The sequence below is a fragment of the Ramlibacter pallidus genome, assembly GCF_015070875.1.
Lineage (GTDB): Bacteria > Pseudomonadota > Gammaproteobacteria > Burkholderiales > Burkholderiaceae_C > Ramlibacter > Ramlibacter pallidus.
Genome location: NZ_JADDIV010000003.1, coordinates 636581 through 656727, shown reverse-complemented (window position 1 = coordinate 656727; position 20147 = coordinate 636581). Strand labels below are relative to the sequence as shown.

Genomic DNA, 20147 nt, shown 5'->3' with positions numbered 1-20147 from the left:
GCCGCCTTATTCCGGATGACCCATTAATTAACAACGATATATTCGTTGGTGGATGAAGGAGCCGTCCCCACAATCCTTTTCAAGCCAGAAAGGAGAATCACGATGACCCTGCGCCTCGGAGACACCGCTCCCGATTTCGTCCAGGAATCCACCGAGGGGACGATCCGCTTCCATGAATGGGCGGGCGCTTCCTGGGTCGTGCTGTTCTCGCACCCCGCCGACTTCACCCCGGTGTGCACCACCGAACTGGGCAAGACCGCCGCGCTGGGCGGCGAGTTCGCCCGCCGCGGCGTGAAGCCGATCGCCGTCAGCGTCGACCCGGTCGACTCGCACCGGACCTGGGTCAAGGACATCAACGAGACCCAGAACTGCGAAGTGGACTTCCCGATCCTCGCGGACGCGGACAAGAAGGTCGCCACGCTGTACGACATGATCCACCCGAACTCGCTGGTGAACGCCACCGTGCGCAGCGTGTTCATCATCGACCCGAAGAAGGTGATCCGCGCGACGCTGACCTATCCCGCGTCCACCGGCCGCAACTTCGACGAGATCCTGCGCGTGATCGACTCGCTGCAGCTGACGGACAGCCACAAGGTGGCCACGCCGGCCAACTGGAAGCAGGGCGACGACGTGGTGATCGTGCCCAGCATCACCGACCCCAAGGAGCTCGCCGAGCGCTTCCCGCAAGGGTTCCGCGCGGTCAAGCCCTACCTGCGCCTGACGCCGCAGCCGAACAAGTAACCCTCCGGCGTCCGTGCCGGCACGGCCCCGCATCCGGGGCCGCGCTCTCCCTTTGCCCGCAGACCATGAAACCCCTCAAAGTCCTCCTCGCTTCCATCGCCCTTGCCGCCAGCGGCCTGGTTTCCGCGCAGCAGACGCTGCTGAACGTCTCCTACGACGTCGCCCGTGAGTTCTACAAGGACATCAACGCCGCTTTCGTGCCCTGGTACAAGAAGTCCAGCGGGAAGGACGCCAAGGTGGAACAGGCGCACGGCGGCTCCAGCGCGCAGGCGCGCGCGGTGGCCGACGGGCTCGAAGCCGACGTCGTCACCATGAACACCACGACCGACGTGGAGTTCCTCGCGGAGAAGGGCGTGGTGGCCAAGGACTGGCAGAAGCGCTTCCCGAACAACGCCGCGCCGACGACGTCGACGATGCTGTTCCTGACCCGCAACGGCAACCCCAAGGGCATCAAGGACTGGAACGACCTGGTGAAGCCCGGCGTCAAGGTGGTCGTGGTCAATCCGAAGACGGGCGGCAACGGCCGCTATGCCTACCTGGCGGCCTGGGGCTACGTGCGCGAGACCGGCGGAACCGATGCGCAGGCGGCCGAGTTCGTCGCCAGGCTGTACCAGAACGTGCCGGTGCTGGCGCGCGGCGGCCGCGACGCGACCACCGCCTTCCTGCAGCGGAACATCGGGGACGTCCTGATCACCTTCGAATCCGAGGTGGAGTCGGTGAACCGCGAATTCGGCGACGGCAAGGTGGACGTGGTCTATCCCTCGACCAGCATCGTCGCGGAGAACCCGGTCGCGATCGTCGAGCGCACGGTCGGCAAGAAGGGCACGGCCGAACTGGCCAAGGCCTACCTCGACTTCCTCTACACGCCGGAAGGCCAGGAGATCGCCGCGAAGCACAACATCCGCCCGCGCAACGAAGCGGTGCTGAAGAAGTACGCCGCGACCTTCAAGCCGATCAAGCTCTTCCCGGTCGACAAGTACTTCGGCTCGCTGTCGCAGGCGCAGAAGGTGCACTTCAACGACGGTGGCCAGTTCGACAAGATCTACACCGTCAAGTGACGCACTGACATGACCGGCGCCCTCGCGGCGCCGCTGCCGGGAACGGCGGCGGCGCCTTCCCCATCCCCCCGCGCGGGCTCGCGCGTCGGCAACCGCAAGGTGCTGCCCGGGTTCAACCTGACCCTGGGCTACACCCTGCTGTACCTGTCCCTGATCGTGCTGATCCCGCTGTCGGCGCTGGTCTTCAAGACCTTCTCGCTCAGCTTCGACCAGTTCTGGCAAGCCGTGACCTCGCCGCGCGTGCTGGCCTCCTATCGCCTGACCTTCGGTGCCTCGTTTCTTGCCGCGCTGGTCAACGTGTTCTTCGGCCTGCTGCTCGCCTGGGTGCTGGTGCGCTACGAGTTCCCGGGCAAGCGCATCGTCGACGCGCTGGTGGACCTGCCGTTCGCCCTGCCGACCGCGGTGGCCGGCATCTCGCTGACCGCGCTGCTGGCGGGCAACGGCTGGATCGGCCAGTACCTGGAGCCGCTCGGCATCCAGCTCGCGTTCAACCCGAACGGCGTGGTGATCGCGCTGATCTTCATCGGGCTGCCTTTCGTGGTGCGCACGGTGCAGCCGGTGCTGGAGGAGTCGGAAAAGGAACTGGAAGAGGCCGCCATGTGCCTGGGCGCCACCCGGCTCCAGACCTTCACCCGCGTGATCCTGCCTTCGATCGGCCCCGCGCTGCTCACCGGCTTCGCGATGGCCTTCGCCCGCGCGATCGGCGAGTACGGCTCGGTGATCTTCATCGCCGGGAACATGCCGATGGTCTCGGAGATCACGCCGCTGATCATCATCGGCAAGCTGGAACAGTACGACTACGCCGGGGCGACCGCGGTCGCCTCCGTGATGCTGCTGTTCTCCTTCGTGCTGCTGCTGGTGATCAACGCGCTGCAGGCCTGGCAGCGGCGGAGGGCGGGAGCATGAGCGCCGGCGCGCGCAAGCGCATCGCGACGACCGAGTCGCCCTGGGTGCGCAACACGCTGATCGGCGTGGCGCTCGTCTTCGTGCTGCTGTTCCTGGTGCTGCCGCTGGCGGCGGTGTTCACCGAGGCGCTGCGCAAGGGCTTCGGCGCCTACCTCGAAGCGCTGCGAGAACCCGACGCCTGGGCCGCAATCCGCCTCACGCTGATCACCGCGGCCATCGCCGTGCCGCTGAACCTGGTGTTCGGCGTGGCGGCCGCCTGGTGCATCGCCAAGTACGAGTTCCGCGGCAAGGCCTTCCTGACCACGCTGGTGGACCTGCCGTTCTCGGTTTCGCCCGTGGTGGCCGGCCTGATCTACGTGCTGGTGTTCGGCGCCCAGGGCTGGTTCGGGCCGTGGCTGGCGGCGCACGACATCAAGATCGTGTTCGCCGTCCCGGGCATCGTGCTGGCGACGATCTTTGTCACCTTCCCGTTCATCGCGCGCGAGCTGATCCCGCTGATGCAGGCGCAGGGCAACGACGAGGAGCAGGCTGCCATCGTGCTGGGCGCCACCGGCTGGCAGACCTTCCGGTACGTCACGCTGCCCAACATCAAGTGGGGCCTGATCTACGGCGTGATCCTGTGCAACGCGCGCGCCATGGGCGAGTTCGGCGCGGTCTCCGTGGTGTCCGGCCACATCCGCGGCCAGACCAACACCATGCCGCTGCACGTCGAGATCCTCTACAACGAATACCAGTCGGTGGCCGCGTTCGCGGTGGCCTCCCTGCTGGCGCTGCTGGCCCTCGTGACGCTGGTCATCAAGTCGGTGGCCGAATGGAAGCAGGAACGCGAGATGAAGGCGGCCAACGCGTTGCCGCCCGAGCAGCCGCGAGCCGCCATACCCGCCCAGGAGAAGTTCGCATGAGCATCGAGATCCGCAACGTCAGCAAGAACTTCGGCGACTTCCGCGCGCTGGACGACGTCTCGCTGGACATCGCTTCCGGCGAACTGGTGGCGCTGCTGGGGCCGTCCGGCTGCGGCAAGACGACGCTGCTGCGCATCATCGCCGGCCTGGAGAGCGCCGACCGCGGCAGCATCCTGTTCGCCGGCGAGGACACCACCGACGTGCACGTCCGCGAGCGCCAGGTCGGCTTCGTGTTCCAGCATTACGCGCTGTTTCGGCACATGACGGTCTTCGAGAACGTCGCCTTCGGCCTGCGCGTCAAGCCGCGCGGCCAGCGTCCCGGCGAGGCGCAGATCAAGCAGAAGGTGCACGAGCTCCTGAACCTGGTGCAGCTGGACTGGCTGGCCGATCGCTTCCCTTCCCAGCTCTCCGGCGGCCAGCGGCAGCGGATCGCGCTGGCCCGGGCGCTCGCGGTGGAGCCCAAGGTGCTGCTGCTCGACGAGCCGTTCGGCGCCCTCGACGCCAAGGTGCGCAAGGAACTGCGCCGCTGGCTGCGCCGCCTGCACGACGACCTGCACGTCACGAGCATCTTCGTCACGCACGACCAGGAGGAGGCGCTGGAAGTGGCCGACCGCGTGGTGCTGATGAACGCCGGCCATGTCGAACAGGTGGGTTCGCCGCAGGAGGTCTGGGAGCACCCCGCCAGCCCGTTCGTGTATGGCTTCCTCGGCGATGTGAACCTGTTCCAGGGGCGTGCCCACCAGGGCGAGGTGCACCTCCACGGCCTGAACCTGGCGTCGCCGGAGCACGCGGATGCCCAGAACGCGAAGGCGTTCGCCTATGTGCGGCCGCACGACCTGGACGTGGCGCGCTACGTCCCGGGCGGGGCACTGGATGCCGCCGGTCGGCCCGGAGGCATCGTTGCTCGGCTCGAACGCGCGATCGTGGTCGGTCCGGTCGCCCGGCTGGAACTCCTGCCGGCCGAGGGGAACAAAGCCGTGGACAATCGGGGCGTGGACGCCATCATCGAGGCGCAGATTCCCGCGCACCAGTTCCGGGAGATGGGCTTCCGGGAGGGCGAGACGCTGGTGGTGACGCCGCGACGCGCCCGGGTGTTCGTGGACAGCGCGACCTGAAGACCGGAAAGGCCGGTCCTCGCGCGTGAGGGAAAGAAAGTCGGCATGTTCCTGAAGTGGTTCGACAACGCGCCCCGGCGCATCCTGGCCCTGGTGGCCGCGGCCTGCGTGGCCCTGCTGGCCTTCGGGCTGTACCTGCAGCACGTGGTGGGGCTGGAGCCTTGCCCGATGTGCATCGTGCAGCGCTACGCCCTGGCCCTGGTGGGCCTCGTGGCCGTCGTGGCCGCGCTGCTGCGTTCCCGCGGCGCGCACATCGCCGGCTCGGGGCTCATCGTGCTGCTCTCCGGCTTCGGCGCCTTCGTCGCCGCGCGCCAGAGCTGGCTGCAGTGGTACCCGCCGGAGATCGCGTCCTGCGGCCGTGACTTCTACGGGATGATCGAAACCTTTCCGCTGCGCCGAGCGATCCCCATGATCTTCCGCGGCAGCGGCGACTGCACCAGGATCGACTGGACCTTCCTCGGCGGCTCCATCGCCAACTGGTCGTTCCTCTGGTTCGTGTTCTTCGCCGTCGTCGGCATCGTGCTGGTGGTCCGCCAGCTGCGCCCGCGCGACGATTTCCGCCGCTCCGCCAGCGCCCCGATCGCGGCCTGAGCCTTCAGAGCCCGGTGGGGTAGGTTTCGGCCGGTTCGCCGGCGTGCCAGGTAGGTTCGGGCACCAGCGGCGCCACCGCTTCGGTCGCGTCGATGTGCACCATGGCATCGAACTGGTCGGCCAGGCGTGTGTGGAAGTAGTGGCTCTGGCGCTCGCTGTTCGGCAGGTAGATGACACCGATCGCGCGCTGCAGCCGCCTGTCCTTCAACACCTCTGCGAGGGCCGCGTTCCCGCGCAGCGGCAGCCAGAAGCGCTCCTCCCCGGCCTGGTGGAACAGGTCCTCGTAGCTGCCGGGCAGGCCGGGGCGCACCCGCTTGCGTTCCGCTGCGCCGTCCCACTCCGAAGCCGCCGTCACCGTGCCATGGTGCGTGCTGAAGCCCACCAGCACCGCCGCCTCGCCCCAGCGGTCGCGCGCGAGCTGGCCGACGTTCCATTCCCCAAGGTCGCCCATCTCCGTCGCGCTGGCGTCGCCCAGGTGCGAGTTGTGGGCCCACACCGCCATCTTCGGCGCGGTGCCCTGCGCGGCCAGGTGCTTCTCCAGCGCCTGCAGCGTCTCGACCATGTGGCTGTCGCGCAGGTTCCAGGACGACACGCGGCCATGGAACATGGTCCGGTAGTACTCCTCCGCGTTGCGCACCAGCCGTGCGTTCTGCTGGGCGAAAAAGAGGTCCGCGCGGTCCGCTCCCGACGCGGCGAGGAGCTCGGCGGCGCGGCGGTTCATCTCGCGCAACTGCTGCACGACCTCGTCCTCGCAACTGGATTGCATGCCGAAGCTCGCTGCATGGCCATAAGCCTGGCTGTCCCCGCCGAAATGGTCGAAGCAGGCGTAGCGGCTGCGCGCGCGCTGCGCCGCTTCCGGATCCACGCGGTCCAGGTAGCCGAGCACGGCACGGATCGAGCTGTACAGGCTGTACAGGTCCATGCCGTAGAAGCCGACCTGCCGCGAGGGCGGCAGTTCGCGGTTGTGGTCGCGCAGCCATTCCACGAAATCGTGCACGACGGTGTTGCGCCACATCCAGGTCGGGAAGCGCTCGAAGCCGGACAGCGCCGCCTTCGCATTGCGGTCGTCCGAGGCGCCGCGGATGTAGCGGTTCACGCGCCAGGCGTCCGGCCAGTCGGCTTCCACGACGACGGCGTTGAACGCATGTTCGCGCACGAGGCGCTGCGTCAGCGCCACGCGCTCGGCATAGAACTCGTGCGTGCCGTGCGACGCTTCGCCCAGCAGGGCGAGCTTCGCGCGCCCCAGCTGCTGCACCAGGAGGTCGTCCGCCGCGGCGGACGAGGGCAGGGCGCGCAGGTGGGGGCGCAGTGCCTGCAGCAGGGTGTCGTCGCGGGTGGAGAAGAGGCCCATGCCGCCAAGCTAAAGGCGGCCGGGCCCCGTGGCTGTCGGACGCCGGCGCTGCGGCCGTAGGAAGGCGGCGCCGGCGCGGCGCGCTAGACGAGCTTCTTGACGAAGACCATGCTGCGCCGGTCCCAGTTGTACTTGCGCTTGCGCGCGTCGGGCAGCCAGTCGGGATCGACCTGGACGAAGCCGCGCTTGAGGAACCAGTGCATGGTGCGGGTGGTGAGCACGAAGATGCTTTCCAGGCCCATCGCGCGGGCGCGCTGCTCCACGCGCCGCAGCACCTTCTCGCCGTCGCCCTGGCCCTGGCTCTGCGGGGAAACCGTCAGCGCCGCCATCTCGCCCGTCTTCGCCTCGGGATACGGGTACAGCGCGGCACACGCGAAGATCACGCCGTCGTGGTCGATGATGGTGTAGTTGGAGATGTCGCGCTCGATCTCGGTGCGGTCCCGCTTGACCAGCGTGCCGTCGCGCTCGAAGGGTTCGATCAGCTGCAGGATGCCGCCCACGTCGTCGGCGGTCGCCTCGCGCAGCTCCTCCAGCTTCTCGTCGACCACCATGGTGCCGATGCCGTCGTGCACGTAGATCTCCAGCAGCAGCGAACCGTCCACGGCGAACGGGATGATGTGGCTGCGCTCCACGCCCGCCTTGCAGGCCTTCACGCAGTGCTGCAGGTAGAAGGCCGTGTCGGTCGGGTTCTGCGCGGCGGGCAGGCCCGCGAGCAGCTGCTCCGCGGCGGCCAGCGGCAGTTCGGTGTCGATCGGGTTGTCCTCGCCTTCGGCCTCCAGCGGCTTCACGCGCACGCCCGGGATCTCGGTGAGGAAGATCAGCTTGTCGGCCTGCAGGGCGATGGCGACGCTGGTCGCCACTTCTTCCATGGTGAGGTTGAAGGCCTCGCCCGTCGGCGAGAAGCCGAAGGGCGAGATCAGCACCATGGCACCGAAGTCGAGCGTGCGGCTGATGCCGCCCACGTCGACCTTGCGCACCAGGCCGGAATGGCGGAAGTCGATGCCATCGACGATGCCCACCGGCCGGGCGGTGATGAAGTTGCCCGAGATCACGCGCACCGTGGAGCCGGCCATCGGCGTGTTGGGCAGCCCCTGGCTGAACGCCGCCTCGATCTCGTAGCGCAGCTGGCCGGCGGCCTCCTGCGCGCAGTCCAGCGCCACTTCGTCCGTGATGCGCATGCCGTGCGAGTAGCGCGCGGCGTGGCCCTTGGCCTGCAGCTGCTCGTTGACCTGCGGCCGGAAGCCGTGCACCAGCACGATCTTCACGCCCATGCTCTGGATCAGCGCGAGGTCCTGGGCGATGTGCTGCAGCTTGCCCGCGGCCACCGCCTCGCCGGCCATGCCCACCACGAAGGTCTTGCCCCGGTGCATGTGGATATAGGGCGCCACCGAGCGGAACCACGGGACGAAGGTGAAGTTGAAGATGGCGGACATCGACGGCGGGTGGAGGATCAGCGCGACAGTTTAAGGGACACCCCCGGTGCTTTGCGCTATCGTTCCGCGCCATGGATCCGATCGCCGCCGGCTTCTGGGGCGCTTTCTTCGGCACCGCCGCGCTCATGCTGGGCGTGGCGCTCACCGCCTTCATCCGGTTCCGCCGCAGCGTCGCGCTGCTCGCGGGCCTGGCCGCGGTCGTGCCCGCCGCGTTCGTCGCCGCGTACCTGGGGTGGCTGACGGCCGGCGGCGACGTGCAGGCGCGGGTGCTGGCGCACGCGTCCATGGCCGCCACGGCGATCCTGTCGCCGCTGCTCGTCTCGCTGCTCGGACTGGTGCGCACGCGGGTCGCCTTCCGGCGGATCGGCTGGGGTTACGCCGGCCTGGGCCTCACCGTGCTGGCGGCGGGCTGGACGCTGCAGGCGCAAGAAGCGCTGGCGGCGAGCTGGGCCTTCATGTGCGCGAACAGCCTCGTGCTGCTGGTGGTGGCCTGGCGCAGTGCCGGCGCCGGCAACCGTCTCGGCCGCGCCACGGTCTCCGGCATGGGACTGCTGCTGGCGGGCCTGGCAGCCCTGAGCTGGATGGCGTGGCACCGCGAGGCGCCCTGGACGGCGCATGCGCTGGCCGCCGGCGCCGGCATGGGGTACCTCATGATGATGGCGGCCGCGGCGTGGAGCCGCTTCTCCTACCTGCTGGAGCTGTCGGAGGTGATGGCGCACGGCCCCAGCTACGACCCCGTGACCCGCATGCGCTCGCACAGCGAGACCGGCCAGCTGGTGGGCGACATCTTCTTCCATCGGGAAGCGGAGGCGCGGCCGGTCGGCGTCCTGGCCGTCTGCGTGGGCAACCTCTATGCCCTGGAGAACCTGCACGGGCGCGCCGCCTTCAACCACGCGCTCTTCATCTGCGCCGGCCGCCTGCGCCGCTGCGTGCCGGACACGATCGAGATGGGGCGGCTCGGCGACGACGGCTTCCTGCTGCTCACGCGCAGCATGGAGGACCTGCGTGCGCTGGACCAGCTGGCACGGCAGATCCGTGACAAGCTCGCGCGCCCGGTCTCGCTGAGCACCAGCCGGGAGCCGGGGCGCATGGAGGCGGGTGCCACGACCTGGATCGCCGACGTCGGGATCGGCGTGCTGCCCACCACCACCAAGGCGCGCCCCGCCCATGCGGTGGCCACCGCGCGCGCCATGGCGCGCACCGCCTGGACCTATCCGGCCCGCATCGCGTTCTTCGACGCGCAACGCGGGCAGATCGCCGAACTCCCGCAGGACGCCCCGGCCCCGCAGCCCGCCTAGCCTAGCCTCGCCACGGCTGGGCGGCCCACGCGCCGCCTGTTATCGTCGCGCCATGGACACGGTGGCTGCCGGCTTCTGGGGCGCATTCTTCTGCACGGCGACGCTGATGCTGGTGATCTCGCTCGCCGCGTTCATCCGCTCCCACCGCAAGGTCGCGCTCATGGCGGGCCTGGCCTCCGTCATCTCGGCCGCCTTCGTGGTCGCCTACCTCGGCTGGCTGCCGCTGCCCGACGCCGCCGAAGCCCGGGTGCTCGCGCACGTGGCGGTCTTCACTTCCGTGAGTCTCGCGCTCATGCTGATGTCCACCATGGGGATGCTGCGGCAGACCGCGGTGGCCCGCAGCGGCGTGGTGGCCTTGCTGGCGGTCGGGTTCGGGGTCCTGGCCGCGGGATGGGCGCTGGAGCCGGCGCAGTCGCTGGCCGCCAGCTCGGTGTTTGCCTTTGCCGTCGGCGCCGCCATGCTGGTGACGGCGGCCCGCGGCGCCCTCCGCGGCGACCGCGCCGGCTGGTCCGCGGTCCTGAGCATCGGCTTCATGCTGGTGGCCGTGTCCGGCCTGAGCTGGATCGCGCTCAGCCGCACCACCGCCTGGCCGGTCCATGCCGTCAGCGCCGTCGCCGGCGTCGCCTACCTCTGCGTGATCGCCACCGTCCTGTGGTCCCGCTATTCCTACCTGCTGGAGCTGTCCGAGGTGCTCGCCCACGGCCCCAGCTACGACCCCGTGACGCGCATGCGCTCGCACAGCGAGACCGGGCAGATGGTGGGCGACGTGTTCTTCAGCCGCAACGCGGAGGCCCGGCCGATCGGCGTGCTCGCGGTCTCCATCGCCAACCTCTATGCGCTGGAGAACCTGCACGGACGCGCCGCGTTCAACCACGCCCTGTTCGTCTGCGCGGGGCGGTTGCGCCGCTGCGTGCCGCAGAACGTCGAGATGGGCCGTCTCGGCGAGGACGGGTTCCTGCTGCTGGTGCCGCATGCGGCGGACGTGGACCGCCTGGCGCAGCTGGCGCGCCAGATCCGCGATCGGCTGTCGCGGCCGGTGGCGCTCAGCACGAGCCGCGACATGGCCGGCCTCGAGGCCGCCGGCACCGCCTGGGTGGCCGACCTCGGCGTGGGTGTGCTCGGCACCAGCACGCAGGCCCGGCCGTCGCAGGCGGTGTCGACCGCGCGGGCGATGGCCCGCACGGCGTGGAGCTATCCCGGCCGGCTCGCCTTCTTCGATCCGGCCTCCGGCCAGATCGCGGAGCTGACGGAAGAGACCCACGGCGTGCCGGGCGCGCCGGCGTCGATGCCGGCCTGAGCGCGGCGGGCGACGGATAATCGCGGGTTTCGCTCGCGTGCCGCCTTGCCTTCCGCCCTGAACATCACCTTCCCCGAATCCCTGCCGGTCTCCGCCCGGCGCGAGGAGATCATGGCCGCGATGGCGGCGCACCAGGTGGTGATCGTCTGCGGCGAGACCGGCTCGGGCAAGACCACCCAGTTGCCGAAGATCGCGCTGGCGCTGGGCCGGGGCAAGCTGAACGCACCGGACGGCAAGGGCCGCCTGATCGGGCACACGCAGCCGCGCCGCATCGCCGCGTCCAGCGTCGCCAAGCGCATCGCGCAGGAGCTGGACACGCCCCTGGGCGAGGTGGTGGGCTACAGGGTGCGCTTCCAGGACCGGCTGGCGCGCGACGCCTCGGTCAAGCTGATGACCGACGGCATCCTGCTGGCCGAGACGCAGTCCGATCCGCTGCTCCACGCGTACGACACGATCATCATCGACGAGGCGCACGAGCGCAGCCTCAACATCGACTTCCTGCTCGGCTACCTGCGGCAGCTGCTGCCGCGGCGGCCGGACCTGAAGGTCGTGGTGACCTCCGCGACCATCGACGCCGAACGCTTCGCCCAGCATTTCGCTTCGCCGACCGGACCTGCGCCCGTGATCCACGTGTCCGGCCGCATGTTCCCGGTGGAGCAGCGCTGGCGCCCGTTCGCGGAGTCCCGCGAGTTCGACCTGAACGACGCGATCGCGGATGCGGTCGACGAACTCTGGCGCGGCAACGCGCCCGGCGACATCCTCGTGTTCCTGCCCGGTGAACGGGAGATCCGCGAGGCCGCCGACCACCTGCGCAAGCACCTGTCGCACGACGTCCTGACGCGCAACGCGGAGGTGCTGCCGCTGTTCGCGCGCCTGTCGCAGGCCGAGCAGGACCGCGTCTTCGACACGCACGGCGGCCGGCGCATCGTGCTGGCCACCAACGTGGCGGAGACCTCGCTCACGGTGCCGGGGATCCGCTACGTGATCGACACGGGCACTGCGCGGGTCAAGCGCTACAGCTTCCGCAGCAAGGTGGAACAGCTGCTGGTGGAGCCGGTCAGCCAGGCCGCCGCCAACCAGCGCGCGGGGCGTTGCGGCCGCGTGGCCAACGGCATCTGCATCCGGCTGTACGACGAGCAGGATTTCAGCGGGCGCCCGCGCTTCACCGACCCGGAGATCCTGCGGTCTTCGCTCGCCGGCGTGATCCTGCGCATGAAGTCCCTGCGGCTGGGTGCGGTGGAGGAGTTCCCCTTCATCGACCGGCCCTCGGGCCGGGCGATCGCCGACGGCTACCAGCTGCTCAACGAGCTCGGGGCGGTGGACGACGACAACGCCCTGACCCCCATGGGCGCCGAGCTGGCGCGCCTGCCGCTGGACCCGCGGGTCGGCCGCATGATCCTCGAGGCGCGCACGCGCGGTGCGCTGCAGGAGGTGCTGGTCATCGCCTCGGCGCTGTCGCTGCAGGACGTGCGCGACCGGCCGATGGAACTGCAGGCCCAGGCGGACCAGCAGCATGCCAAGTTCGACGACGAGAAGAGCGAGTTCTCCGGCTACCTGCGCCTGTGGCAATGGCTGGACGAGGCGCGCGGCGGCCACGGGACCGACCATCGCCTCTCCAACCGCCAGTACGAGCAGCTGCTGCGGCAGAACTTCGTCAACGTCCGGCGGGTGCGGGAATGGCGCGACGTGCACAGCCAGCTGCTGACCGTGGTCACCGAGCACAAGTGGCGCCTGAACGACCAGCCCGCCAGCTACGAGCAGCTGCACAAGGCGATGCTGTCCGGCCTGCTCGGGAACATCGGCTTCAAGCTGGAGGACGACGAGGCCTACCTCGGGGCGCGCGGCATCAAGTTTCACCGCCATCCCGGCGCGCACCTGAAGAAGCGGCCGGGCCGCTGGATCGTCGCGGCGGAACTGGTGGAGACCACGCGCCTCTTCGGCCGCGGCATCGCCAACATCGAGCCGCAATGGGTGGAGGAGGTGGCCGGCCACCTGCTGAAGAAGCAGCTGCTGGACCCGCACTGGGAGAAGAAGGCCGCCGAGGTGCTGGCGCTGGAGCGCGCGACGCTGTACGGCCTCGTGATCTACAGCGGCCGCCGCGTGCCGTTCGCGCGGGCCGACCTGCACGGCGCGCGCGACATCTTCATCCGCGAAGGATTGGTCGCCGGCCAGTGGGAGACGCGGCTGCCCTTCCTGGCCGCCAACCAGAAGCTGGTGAAACAGGTCGAGGAGCTCGAGCACAAGTCGCGCCGCCAGGACGTGCTGGTCGACGAGGAGCTGATCTACGCCTTCTACGACCAGCAGCTGCCCAAGGACGTCTACAGCGGCGCGACCTTCGAGCGCTGGTTCCGCGAGGCGGGCCGAGGCCGGCCCGACCTGCTGAAGCTCACCCGCGAGGAGCTGATGCGGCACGAGGCGGCGGGCATCACCAGCAGCGCCTTCCCGAAGACGGTGAAGCTCGGGGGCGTGGATTGCGCCGCCAGCTACCTGCACGAGCCCGGCGACCCGCGCGACGGTGTCACGGTGGCCGTGCCGCTGTTCGTCCTGAACCAGGTGAACGAGGACCGCGCCGAATGGCTGGTGCCGGGCATGCTGAAGGACAAGGTGCAGGCGCTGCTGAAAAGCCTGCCGCAGAAGCCGCGCTCGCGCTTCGTGCCGCTGCCGGAGTCGGCGACCCGGCTGGCCGAGAAACTGTCGGCGCCCGAGCGCTGGGCGAACGGCAGCCTCACGGATGCCCTGCTCAAGGAAGTGCGCGACGCCACCAGCCTGGACGTGAAGCGCACCGATTTCAAGCTGGACATGGTGCCCGCGCACCTGTTCATGAACTTCCGCATCGTCGACGAGCACGGCCGGCAGCTGGGGATGGGGCGCAACCTCGCGGCGCTGAAGGCGGAACTCGGGGCCAAGGCGCGGGGTGCGTTCCAGGCGCTGGCGGGCCTGAAGGTGGCGTCTCCTGCCTCCCCGTCCGGGCAAGGGCAGGGCGGGGACGCTGCGGTGGCGGCGAAGGACAGGGAGCGCCTCCCTCCCAGGCTCCCGCAGGCGGGAGGCGGAGGGAATTCCGAACAGCGCTATACCGCCTGGACCTTCGGCGAGCTGCCGGAACTGATGGAGATCCGCAAGGGTGGCACCAGCCTCGTCGGCTTTCCCGCGCTGATCGACGACAGGGACGCCGTGCGCATCGAGGTGTTCGACGAGCCGGAGGTCGCCGCCGCGAAGCACCGGGCCGGCCTGCGCCGCCTGTTCGCGCTGCAGCTGAAGGATGCCCTCAAGTACCTCGAGAAGAACATCCCGGACCTGCAGAAGATGGCCGTGGCCTTCATGCCGCTGGGGACGTCGGAGGAGCTGCGCGAACAGGTGATCGAGGTCGCGCTGGATCGCGCCTTCCTGCTCGATCCGCTGCCCGACACCGCGGCGGAGTTCCAGCGCCGCCTCGACGAAGGCCGGGGCCGGCTGACGCTGATCGCCAACGAAGTCGCGCGACTGGCCGCGACGATCCTCACCGAGTACGCGGCCGCGGCCCGCAAGATCAAGGACACGAAGATCCAGCCGGAGACGACGGCGGACGCCACCCAGCAGCTGCAGCGGCTGGTGCCGAAGCGTTTCCTGGCCGGCACGCCGTGGCCACGGCTGCAGCACGTGCCACGCTACCTGAAGGGCATCGTGCTGCGGCTCGAGAAACTGCGCGCGGACCCTGGCCGCGATGCCGCGCGGATGGCCGAACTCCGGCCGCAGGAGCAACGGTTCTGGCGGCTGGTCGGCGAGCGCAAGGGCGTGGCGGACGAGCGCATGGAGGACTTCCGCTGGCTGCTGGAGGAGCTGCGGGTGAGCCTGTTCGCGCAGGAGTTGCGCACGCCGCAGCCGGTGAGCGTGAAGCGCCTCGACAAGGTCTGGGCCCAGCTCAATAGCTGAGATTTACCCGAAGCAGGGGGCGCAAGCGCCCTGCGGCGGTGCCAGCTGGGGTACAAAGCCGGTGATCCGGAGGTCCCAGCATGGACAGACGCAGCTTCCTCGAATGCACCGCGGGTGCGGCCGGCCTCGGCGCCGCGGTGGCCTTTCCGGCCTGGGCCGCCGACGCGAAGCCCAAGGCGTACGCCCGGGCGGTGCTGGTGGACGAGCGCGGCGACCCGGTGCGCGCCGGCAGCCTGAAGCCACAGGCGAACTACGTCTTCCACTACCCCTTCGAGGCGACGCCCGTGTTCCTGCTGGAGCTGGGCCGGCCGGTGGCGCCGCACGCGCTGACGACGGAGGACCGGAACGCCTACAGCTGGCCGGGCGGCGTGGGCCGCAACCGCAGCATCGTCGCCTTCTCGGCGATCTGCGCGCACCAGCTGGTCTACCCTACGAAGGACGTGAGCTTCATCAGCTTTCGCAAGACGCGCGCCCGGCAAGGCGTGCAAGACGGCCTGATCCACTGCTGCGCGGAGCACAGCCAGTACGACCCCGCCAAGGGTGCGCAGGTGCTCTCCGGTCCCGCGCGCCAGCCCCTGTGCGCCGTGCTGCTGGCGCACGACGCGAAAGCCGACACGCTGACCGCCTATGCCACGCTCGGGGGCGAGCTGTTCGATGCCTTCTTCCGCAAGTACGAAATGAAGTTGAGCCTGGACGTGGGCCCGAAGGCGAAGCAGCCGGTGGCGGGCCAGAGCGTCGTGCGCGAGCTGGAGAAGTTCTGCCGCAACCCGATCCAGTGCTGACTGCTAGAGCTTCGCCAGCCGTTCCAGGGCCGTGCGCAGCGTCTCGTCCTTCTTGGCGAAGCAGAAGCGCACGATGCCCTGGTCGTCGCCGTCCACCGTGAGGGCGGACTGCGGAATGGCAGCGACGCCGATCTCCGTGGTCAGCCACTTGCAGAACTCGGCTTCCTTCATGCGGCTCATGCCGGAGATGTCGACGCACTGGAAATAGGTGCCTTCGCACGGCAGCAGCGCCATGCGGGTGCGCGCCAGCCCTTCGCGGAAGAGGTCCCGCTTGCGCTGGTAGAAGGCCGGCAGCTGGAGATAGGGCTGCGGGTCGGCCATGTAGGTGGCCAGGCCATGCTGCATCGGGGTGTTGACGGTGAACACGTTGAACTGATGCACCTTGCGGAACTCCGCCGTCAGCGCGGCGGGGGCGGCCACGTAGCCGATCTTCCACCCGGTGACGTGGTAGGTCTTGCCGAAGCTGGAGACGATGAAGGCGCGGTCGGCCAGGCCCGGGAAGCGCGCCACGCTCTGGTGCAGCTGGCCGTCGAACACCATGTGTTCGTACACCTCGTCGCTGATGACGAACACGCCGGTCGGCGCCAGCAGGTCCTGCAGCTGCAGCATCTCCTCCCGCGTCCAGACGGTCGCGCTCGGGTTGTGCGGGGTGTTGACGACGATCGCGCGGGTGCGCGGCGTCAGCGCGGCGGCGATGCGGGCGAAGTCGGGCCGGAAGGTGCGCGGCGTGAGCGGCACCCGCACCACCTTGCCGCCGGCGAGCTCGATGTTGGGCACGTAGCTGTCGTAGCAGGGTTCCAGCACGATCACCTCGTCGCCGGCCCGCACGATCGAGAGGATGGCGGTGATGATCGCCTGCGTGGCGCCCGCGGTGATCGTGATCTCCGCCGCCGGGTCGTACTTGCGGCCGTAGAGGGCCTCGACCTTGTTCGCCACGGCTTCGCGCAGCACCGGCACCCCCGTCATGGGCGGGTACTGGTTCAGCCCCTTGCGCATCGCTTCGGCAACGGCTTCGACCAGCTTCGGGTCGCAATCGAAATCCGGGAAACCCTGGCCCAGGTTGACCGCGCCCTTCTCGGCGGCCAGGGCCGACATCACGGTGAAGATGGTCGTGCCGATGGAAGGGAACTTCGTTTCGAGTGCGGGAGTGCTCATGAGGCAATGATAGACAGCCGGCTTTCTCCAGGCCGCTTCGGGGGGAGTCACAGTTCGTAGTCGTTGGCGTGGCCCGTCATGGCGCGGGCGATCAGGTTGCGGTCGAGGCGGTCCGACAGCAGTTCCGCGAAGCGGAAGACGAAGTTTCGCAAGTAAGCGCCGCGCTTGAACGCGACGCGGGCAAGGTTCTGCCCGAACAGCTGGCCCAGGGGGCGCACGGCGAGGTCGCCGTTGGTGCTGCCGACGTCGTCGTGCACCGCCATCTCCGCGACGATGCCGATGCCCAGGCCCAGCCGGACGTAGGTCTTGATGACGTCCGAATCGATCGCCTCGAGCGCGATGCGGGGCTGCAGCTTCTTCTGCGCGAAGGCGGTGTCGATGCGGGTGCGGCCGGTGAAGGAGGGGTGGTAGGTCACCAGCGGCTCCGACGCGATGTCCTCCAGCGTGATGCGCTCCTTCTTCGCCAGCGGATGCGCCTCAGGCAGCACCAGCACGTGCTGCCATTCGTAGCAGGGCATCGTGACCAGGTCCGGGTAGTCCGACAGGGATTCGGTCGCGATGCCGATCTCGGCGATCTCGTCCAGCACCATGCGCGCCACCTGGTCGGGAGAGCCCTGGTGCAGGCTGACGTTCACCTTGGGGTAGGCCTCGCGCAGCCTGGCCACGGGCACCGGCAGGACGTAGCGCGCCTGCGTATGGGTCGTGGCGATGGACAGCGTGCCGCTGTCCTGCGCGCTGAACTGCTCGCCGATGCGCTTGAGGTTGCCGACCTCCCGCATGATGAGCTCGATGCTCTTCAGCACGTGCTGGCCCGGCTCCGTCACGCGCTTGAGCCGCTTGCCGTGGCGCGCGAAGATCTCCACGCCCAGTTCCTCTTCGAGTTCGATGATGGCCTTGGACACCCCCGGCTGCGAGGTGTGCAGCGACTTGGCCGCCTCGGTCAGGTTGAGGTTCCGCCGCACCGCTTCCTGCACGAAGCGAAACTGATGCAGATTCATATCGAATTTCTTCTAAGAAAGAAATTCATTATGCATTCGGTTGTTATTCCAAAGCAATCTTTGCGATGAGTTCCAGCACCCGGCCGTCCTCTCCCACCGGCTTCTGCAGCACGAAGGCGACGGCGGGATGCTCGGTTTCCAGCTGCCGGACCAGCGCCGGCAGGTCTTCGCGCGCATGGCGGCCCGTGCCCAGGAACATCGGCACGATCGTGACGCGGCTCGCGCCCTCGGCGACCAGCGCGCCGGCCGCTTCGGGCAGGCCGGGCGCCTCGAGTTCGAGAAAGGCACAGCGCACCGGGGTGCCGGGGCTGAGGTGGCGTAGCCGGGCGGCCACCGTTTCCATCGGCAGGCGCCACAGGGGGTCGCGCGAACCGTGGCCGAACAGGATGATCGCGGAGGACATCGGCGTCAGCGCCTCAGCACGAGCCAGCCGAAGGCGGCCAGCGACACGAGCATGTAGATCAGGCCCGGCGCCCCGGACGCCACCCACGGCAGCCAGTTCTGCAGGTTGCCGATGTAGCCGAACACGTTGTTCAGGAGGAAGAAGCTGATGCCGATCAGCACCCCGCCGAACACGTAGCTCGTGATGCCGCCCGAGCGGAAGTGCAGGTACGCGAAGGGCAGGGCGAGCACCACCATCACCATGCAGGACAGGGGGTAGAACACCTTGCGCCAGAACTCGATCTCGTAGCGCTGCGAGGTCTGGCCGTTGGCCTCCAGGTGGCGGATGTACTGGAACAGGGCGATGGTGCTCATGCGGTCGGGCTTGAGCAGCGCCACGGAGACCATCTCCTGCGTGATCTCGGTGGGCCACCGCAGGGTGGCCATCTTCGCCTGGTCGACGCGCGAAACGCCGTCGCCCACGTTGAACTCGGTGCGTTCGACGTCCTGCAGCACCCATGCCGCCTCGCCGAACACGCCGCGCTTCGCCTGCGTGATCGAGACCAGGTGGCCACGCGAATCGGCCTCGAAGATGCGCACTTCGCGCATCTGCCCCTCCGGCGTGAGGGAGCGGACGTTGACGTTGTACGAGAGATAGCGCTGCCGCTCCTTCAGCCACGCGCCGGTGGTGCCCACGGAAATGCCGCCCGAGAAGCGCGCCTTGAGCAATTGCGCCGTGCGGTCCGCCAGCGGCGCGAGGTAGTCGCCGGCGGCGAAGGTGAGGACGGTGAAGCCGGCGCCCAGCACCAGCAGCGTCCGCAGCGCCCGCCAGGGGCCGAGACCGCTGGTGCGCAGGATGGTGTACTCCGAACTCTGGGCGAAGCGCGCCATCACGAAGATGGTGCCGATCAGCACCGCGATGGGCAGCAGCTCGTACAGGTGGTTCGGCAGCCGCAGCCCGACGTAGACGAGGGCCTGCGTCATCCGGTAGGGCTCCAGGCCGCGGCCGAGGTTGGGCAGTTCGTCGACGAAGTCGAAGAAGAAGAACAGCGCGAGGAAGCCGAGGCTCACGAAAGCCACCGCCTGCAGGACCTCGACGTAGATCAGGCGCCGGATCGTCTTCATGCCGCGCGCCCCGATACGCGGCGCACGAGCGCGGCCCAGCCCCAGTTGTTGTGCTGCTTGGCCAGCCAGAAGGCCGCGAAGGCGAAGGTGCCCCCATGCAGCAGCAGGAGGAAGGGCGCCAGGCCCATGCGCCCGTTCGAGATCCAGCTCTGGCCCAGGTTCAGCAGGTTGAAGTACACGACGAAGGAGAACAGGGCGAACACCAGGTTGCCGCTGCGGCCCACGCGCGGGTTGACGCTGGACACCGTGACCCCCAGCAGCACGAAGTTGATGGCGGCGAGCGCCAGGCCGAGGCGCCAGCCGAGTTCCGCCCGGTTCTGCGCGGTGGGCTCCCGTACCAGTTCGAGGGTGGAGCGTGCCTTGGTGGGGCCTTCGCCGCCGCCGAGCCAGTCGTTGTCCTTGACCCGGCTGCCGTGCTGTTCGAACTCGCTGATGCGCATGCCGTCGCCCTTGAGCGAGTTCTCCATCCGCTGGCCGTTCTGCAGCAGCAGGAACTGCGCGTCGCCGATCGTCTCGACGCGGCCGCTGCGCGCGGAGGTGACCGTCTCGCGGTCCCGCTCCAGGGTCGAGATGAAGATGTTGCGGCCCGACTTGTTGTCCGGCGTGTCCTTGTCCAGGAAGAACACGCGGCGCCCGCTGGCCGACTCCTGGAACTGGCCCGGCGCGACGCGCTCGAGGTCGCCGCGGCGGCCATAGCGTTCCTTCAGTTCCTGCGTCTGCTGGTTGGCCCAGGGCCAGACCACCAGGGCCAGCAGCGCCACCACCACCAGCACCGGCCAGGCGAACGCGAACAGAGGGCGCACCAGCGACGACAGGCCCCGCCCGGCGGAGAACCAGATGACCATCTCGCTGTCCCGGTACATGCGCGAGAGCGTCCCGACGATGGCGATGAAGAGCGACAGCGTCAGCACCGTGGGGAGGTAGCCGAGCACGGTGTAGCCCATGACCATCAGGACTTCTTCCGGGTTCACGCTGCCGCGGCTGGCGAGGCTGAGCGTACGGATCAGGGTCATGGTCACGATGATGGTGACCAGCACGACGAGCGAGGCCCCGAAACTGCGGGCCAGCTCCTTGCGGACGGTTGAATGGAATAACATCGGCGGCT

Annotated in this window: 17 protein-coding genes; 10 read left to right on the top strand and 7 right to left on the bottom strand. The window is 69.0% G+C overall.

All coding sequences use genetic code 11. The annotated features are described in order from the left end of the window. Positions 1-102: 102 nt before the first annotated feature. The 6 genes from IM787_RS12325 (at position 103) to IM787_RS12300 (ending at position 5313) form a co-directional block, all read left to right on the top strand. A complete protein-coding gene (locus IM787_RS12325) occupies positions 103-741 on the top strand; it encodes a peroxiredoxin (RefSeq protein ID WP_193676931.1) in 639 nt (212 codons plus the stop codon). Positions 742-806: 65 nt separating this feature from the next. Beyond that, positions 807-1799, top strand: a complete 993-nt coding sequence (locus IM787_RS12320; protein ID WP_193676930.1) for a sulfate ABC transporter substrate-binding protein — start codon at positions 807-809, stop codon at positions 1797-1799. Between the two features lie 9 nt (positions 1800-1808). Continuing rightward, positions 1809-2705, top strand: a complete 897-nt coding sequence (gene cysT / locus IM787_RS12315) for a sulfate ABC transporter permease subunit CysT (RefSeq protein ID WP_193676929.1) — start codon at positions 1809-1811, stop codon at positions 2703-2705. After that, the gene (cysW, locus tag IM787_RS12310) at positions 2702-3607 is read left to right on the top strand and encodes a sulfate ABC transporter permease subunit CysW (protein WP_193676928.1); all 906 of its coding nucleotides are present in this window, start codon (positions 2702-2704) and stop codon (positions 3605-3607) included. The genes cysT and cysW overlap by 4 nt, the downstream gene beginning before the upstream one ends. Continuing rightward, complete coding sequence (locus IM787_RS12305; RefSeq protein ID WP_193676927.1) at positions 3604-4722, top strand: sulfate/molybdate ABC transporter ATP-binding protein; 1119 nt, start codon at positions 3604-3606, stop codon at positions 4720-4722. The genes cysW and IM787_RS12305 overlap by 4 nt, the downstream gene beginning before the upstream one ends. Positions 4723-4767: 45 nt before the next feature. Beyond that, entirely contained in the window at positions 4768-5313 is a 546-nt protein-coding gene (locus tag IM787_RS12300; RefSeq protein ID WP_193676926.1) for a disulfide bond formation protein B, read from the top strand. Between the two features lie 4 nt (positions 5314-5317). On the opposite strand, the gene IM787_RS12295 is transcribed toward IM787_RS12300, so the two are convergent. Both IM787_RS12295 and argA read right to left on the bottom strand, forming a co-directional pair. Next, positions 5318-6664, bottom strand: coding sequence for an erythromycin esterase family protein (locus IM787_RS12295; protein ID WP_193676925.1), 1347 nt, complete (start codon positions 6662-6664; stop codon positions 5318-5320). A gap of 83 nt (positions 6665-6747) precedes the next feature. Further along, positions 6748-8097: an amino-acid N-acetyltransferase gene (gene argA / locus IM787_RS12290; protein WP_193676924.1), complete on the bottom strand. Its 1350-nt coding sequence runs from the start codon at positions 8095-8097 to the stop codon at positions 6748-6750. 71 nt (positions 8098-8168) lie between these two features. Here argA and IM787_RS12285 point away from each other — a divergent pair, with 71 nt between their 5' ends. The 4 genes from IM787_RS12285 to IM787_RS12270 all read left to right on the top strand — a co-directional run bounded on the left by IM787_RS12285 (position 8169) and on the right by IM787_RS12270 (position 15383). Beyond that, positions 8169-9395: a GGDEF domain-containing protein gene (locus IM787_RS12285; RefSeq protein ID WP_193676923.1), complete on the top strand. Its 1227-nt coding sequence runs from the start codon at positions 8169-8171 to the stop codon at positions 9393-9395. 52 nt (positions 9396-9447) lie between these two features. Beyond that, a complete protein-coding gene (locus IM787_RS12280; protein ID WP_193676922.1) occupies positions 9448-10692 on the top strand; it encodes a diguanylate cyclase domain-containing protein in 1245 nt (414 codons plus the stop codon). Positions 10693-10803: 111 nt separating this feature from the next. Next, complete coding sequence (gene hrpA, locus IM787_RS12275) at positions 10804-14601, top strand: ATP-dependent RNA helicase HrpA (RefSeq protein ID WP_435531156.1); 3798 nt, start codon at positions 10804-10806, stop codon at positions 14599-14601. Between the two features lie 80 nt (positions 14602-14681). Further along, entirely contained in the window at positions 14682-15383 is a 702-nt protein-coding gene (locus IM787_RS12270; RefSeq protein WP_193676921.1) for a Rieske (2Fe-2S) protein, read from the top strand. A 3-nt stretch (positions 15384-15386) separates the two neighbouring features. On the opposite strand, the gene IM787_RS12265 is transcribed toward IM787_RS12270, so the two are convergent. From IM787_RS12265 to lptF, 5 genes are read right to left on the bottom strand one after another with little or no spacing between them, the layout of a single operon-like run. Next, entirely contained in the window at positions 15387-16538 is a 1152-nt protein-coding gene (locus tag IM787_RS12265; protein WP_193676920.1) for a pyridoxal phosphate-dependent aminotransferase, read from the bottom strand. A 47-nt stretch (positions 16539-16585) separates the two neighbouring features. Continuing rightward, positions 16586-17536 (bottom strand): CysB family HTH-type transcriptional regulator, encoded by a 951-nt coding sequence (locus IM787_RS12260; RefSeq protein WP_193676919.1) that lies wholly within the window; start codon positions 17534-17536, stop codon positions 16586-16588. Between the two features lie 43 nt (positions 17537-17579). Beyond that, positions 17580-17939: a sirohydrochlorin chelatase gene (locus IM787_RS12255; RefSeq protein WP_193676918.1), complete on the bottom strand. Its 360-nt coding sequence runs from the start codon at positions 17937-17939 to the stop codon at positions 17580-17582. Positions 17940-17944: 5 nt separating this feature from the next. Continuing rightward, on the bottom strand, positions 17945-19042 hold the full coding sequence (lptG, locus tag IM787_RS12250; protein ID WP_193676917.1) for an LPS export ABC transporter permease LptG: 1098 nt from the start codon (positions 19040-19042) through the stop codon (positions 17945-17947). Then, positions 19039-20139: an LPS export ABC transporter permease LptF gene (gene lptF / locus IM787_RS12245; protein ID WP_193676916.1), complete on the bottom strand. Its 1101-nt coding sequence runs from the start codon at positions 20137-20139 to the stop codon at positions 19039-19041. The genes lptG and lptF overlap by 4 nt, the downstream gene beginning before the upstream one ends. Between the last annotated feature and the right edge of the window lie 8 nt (positions 20140-20147).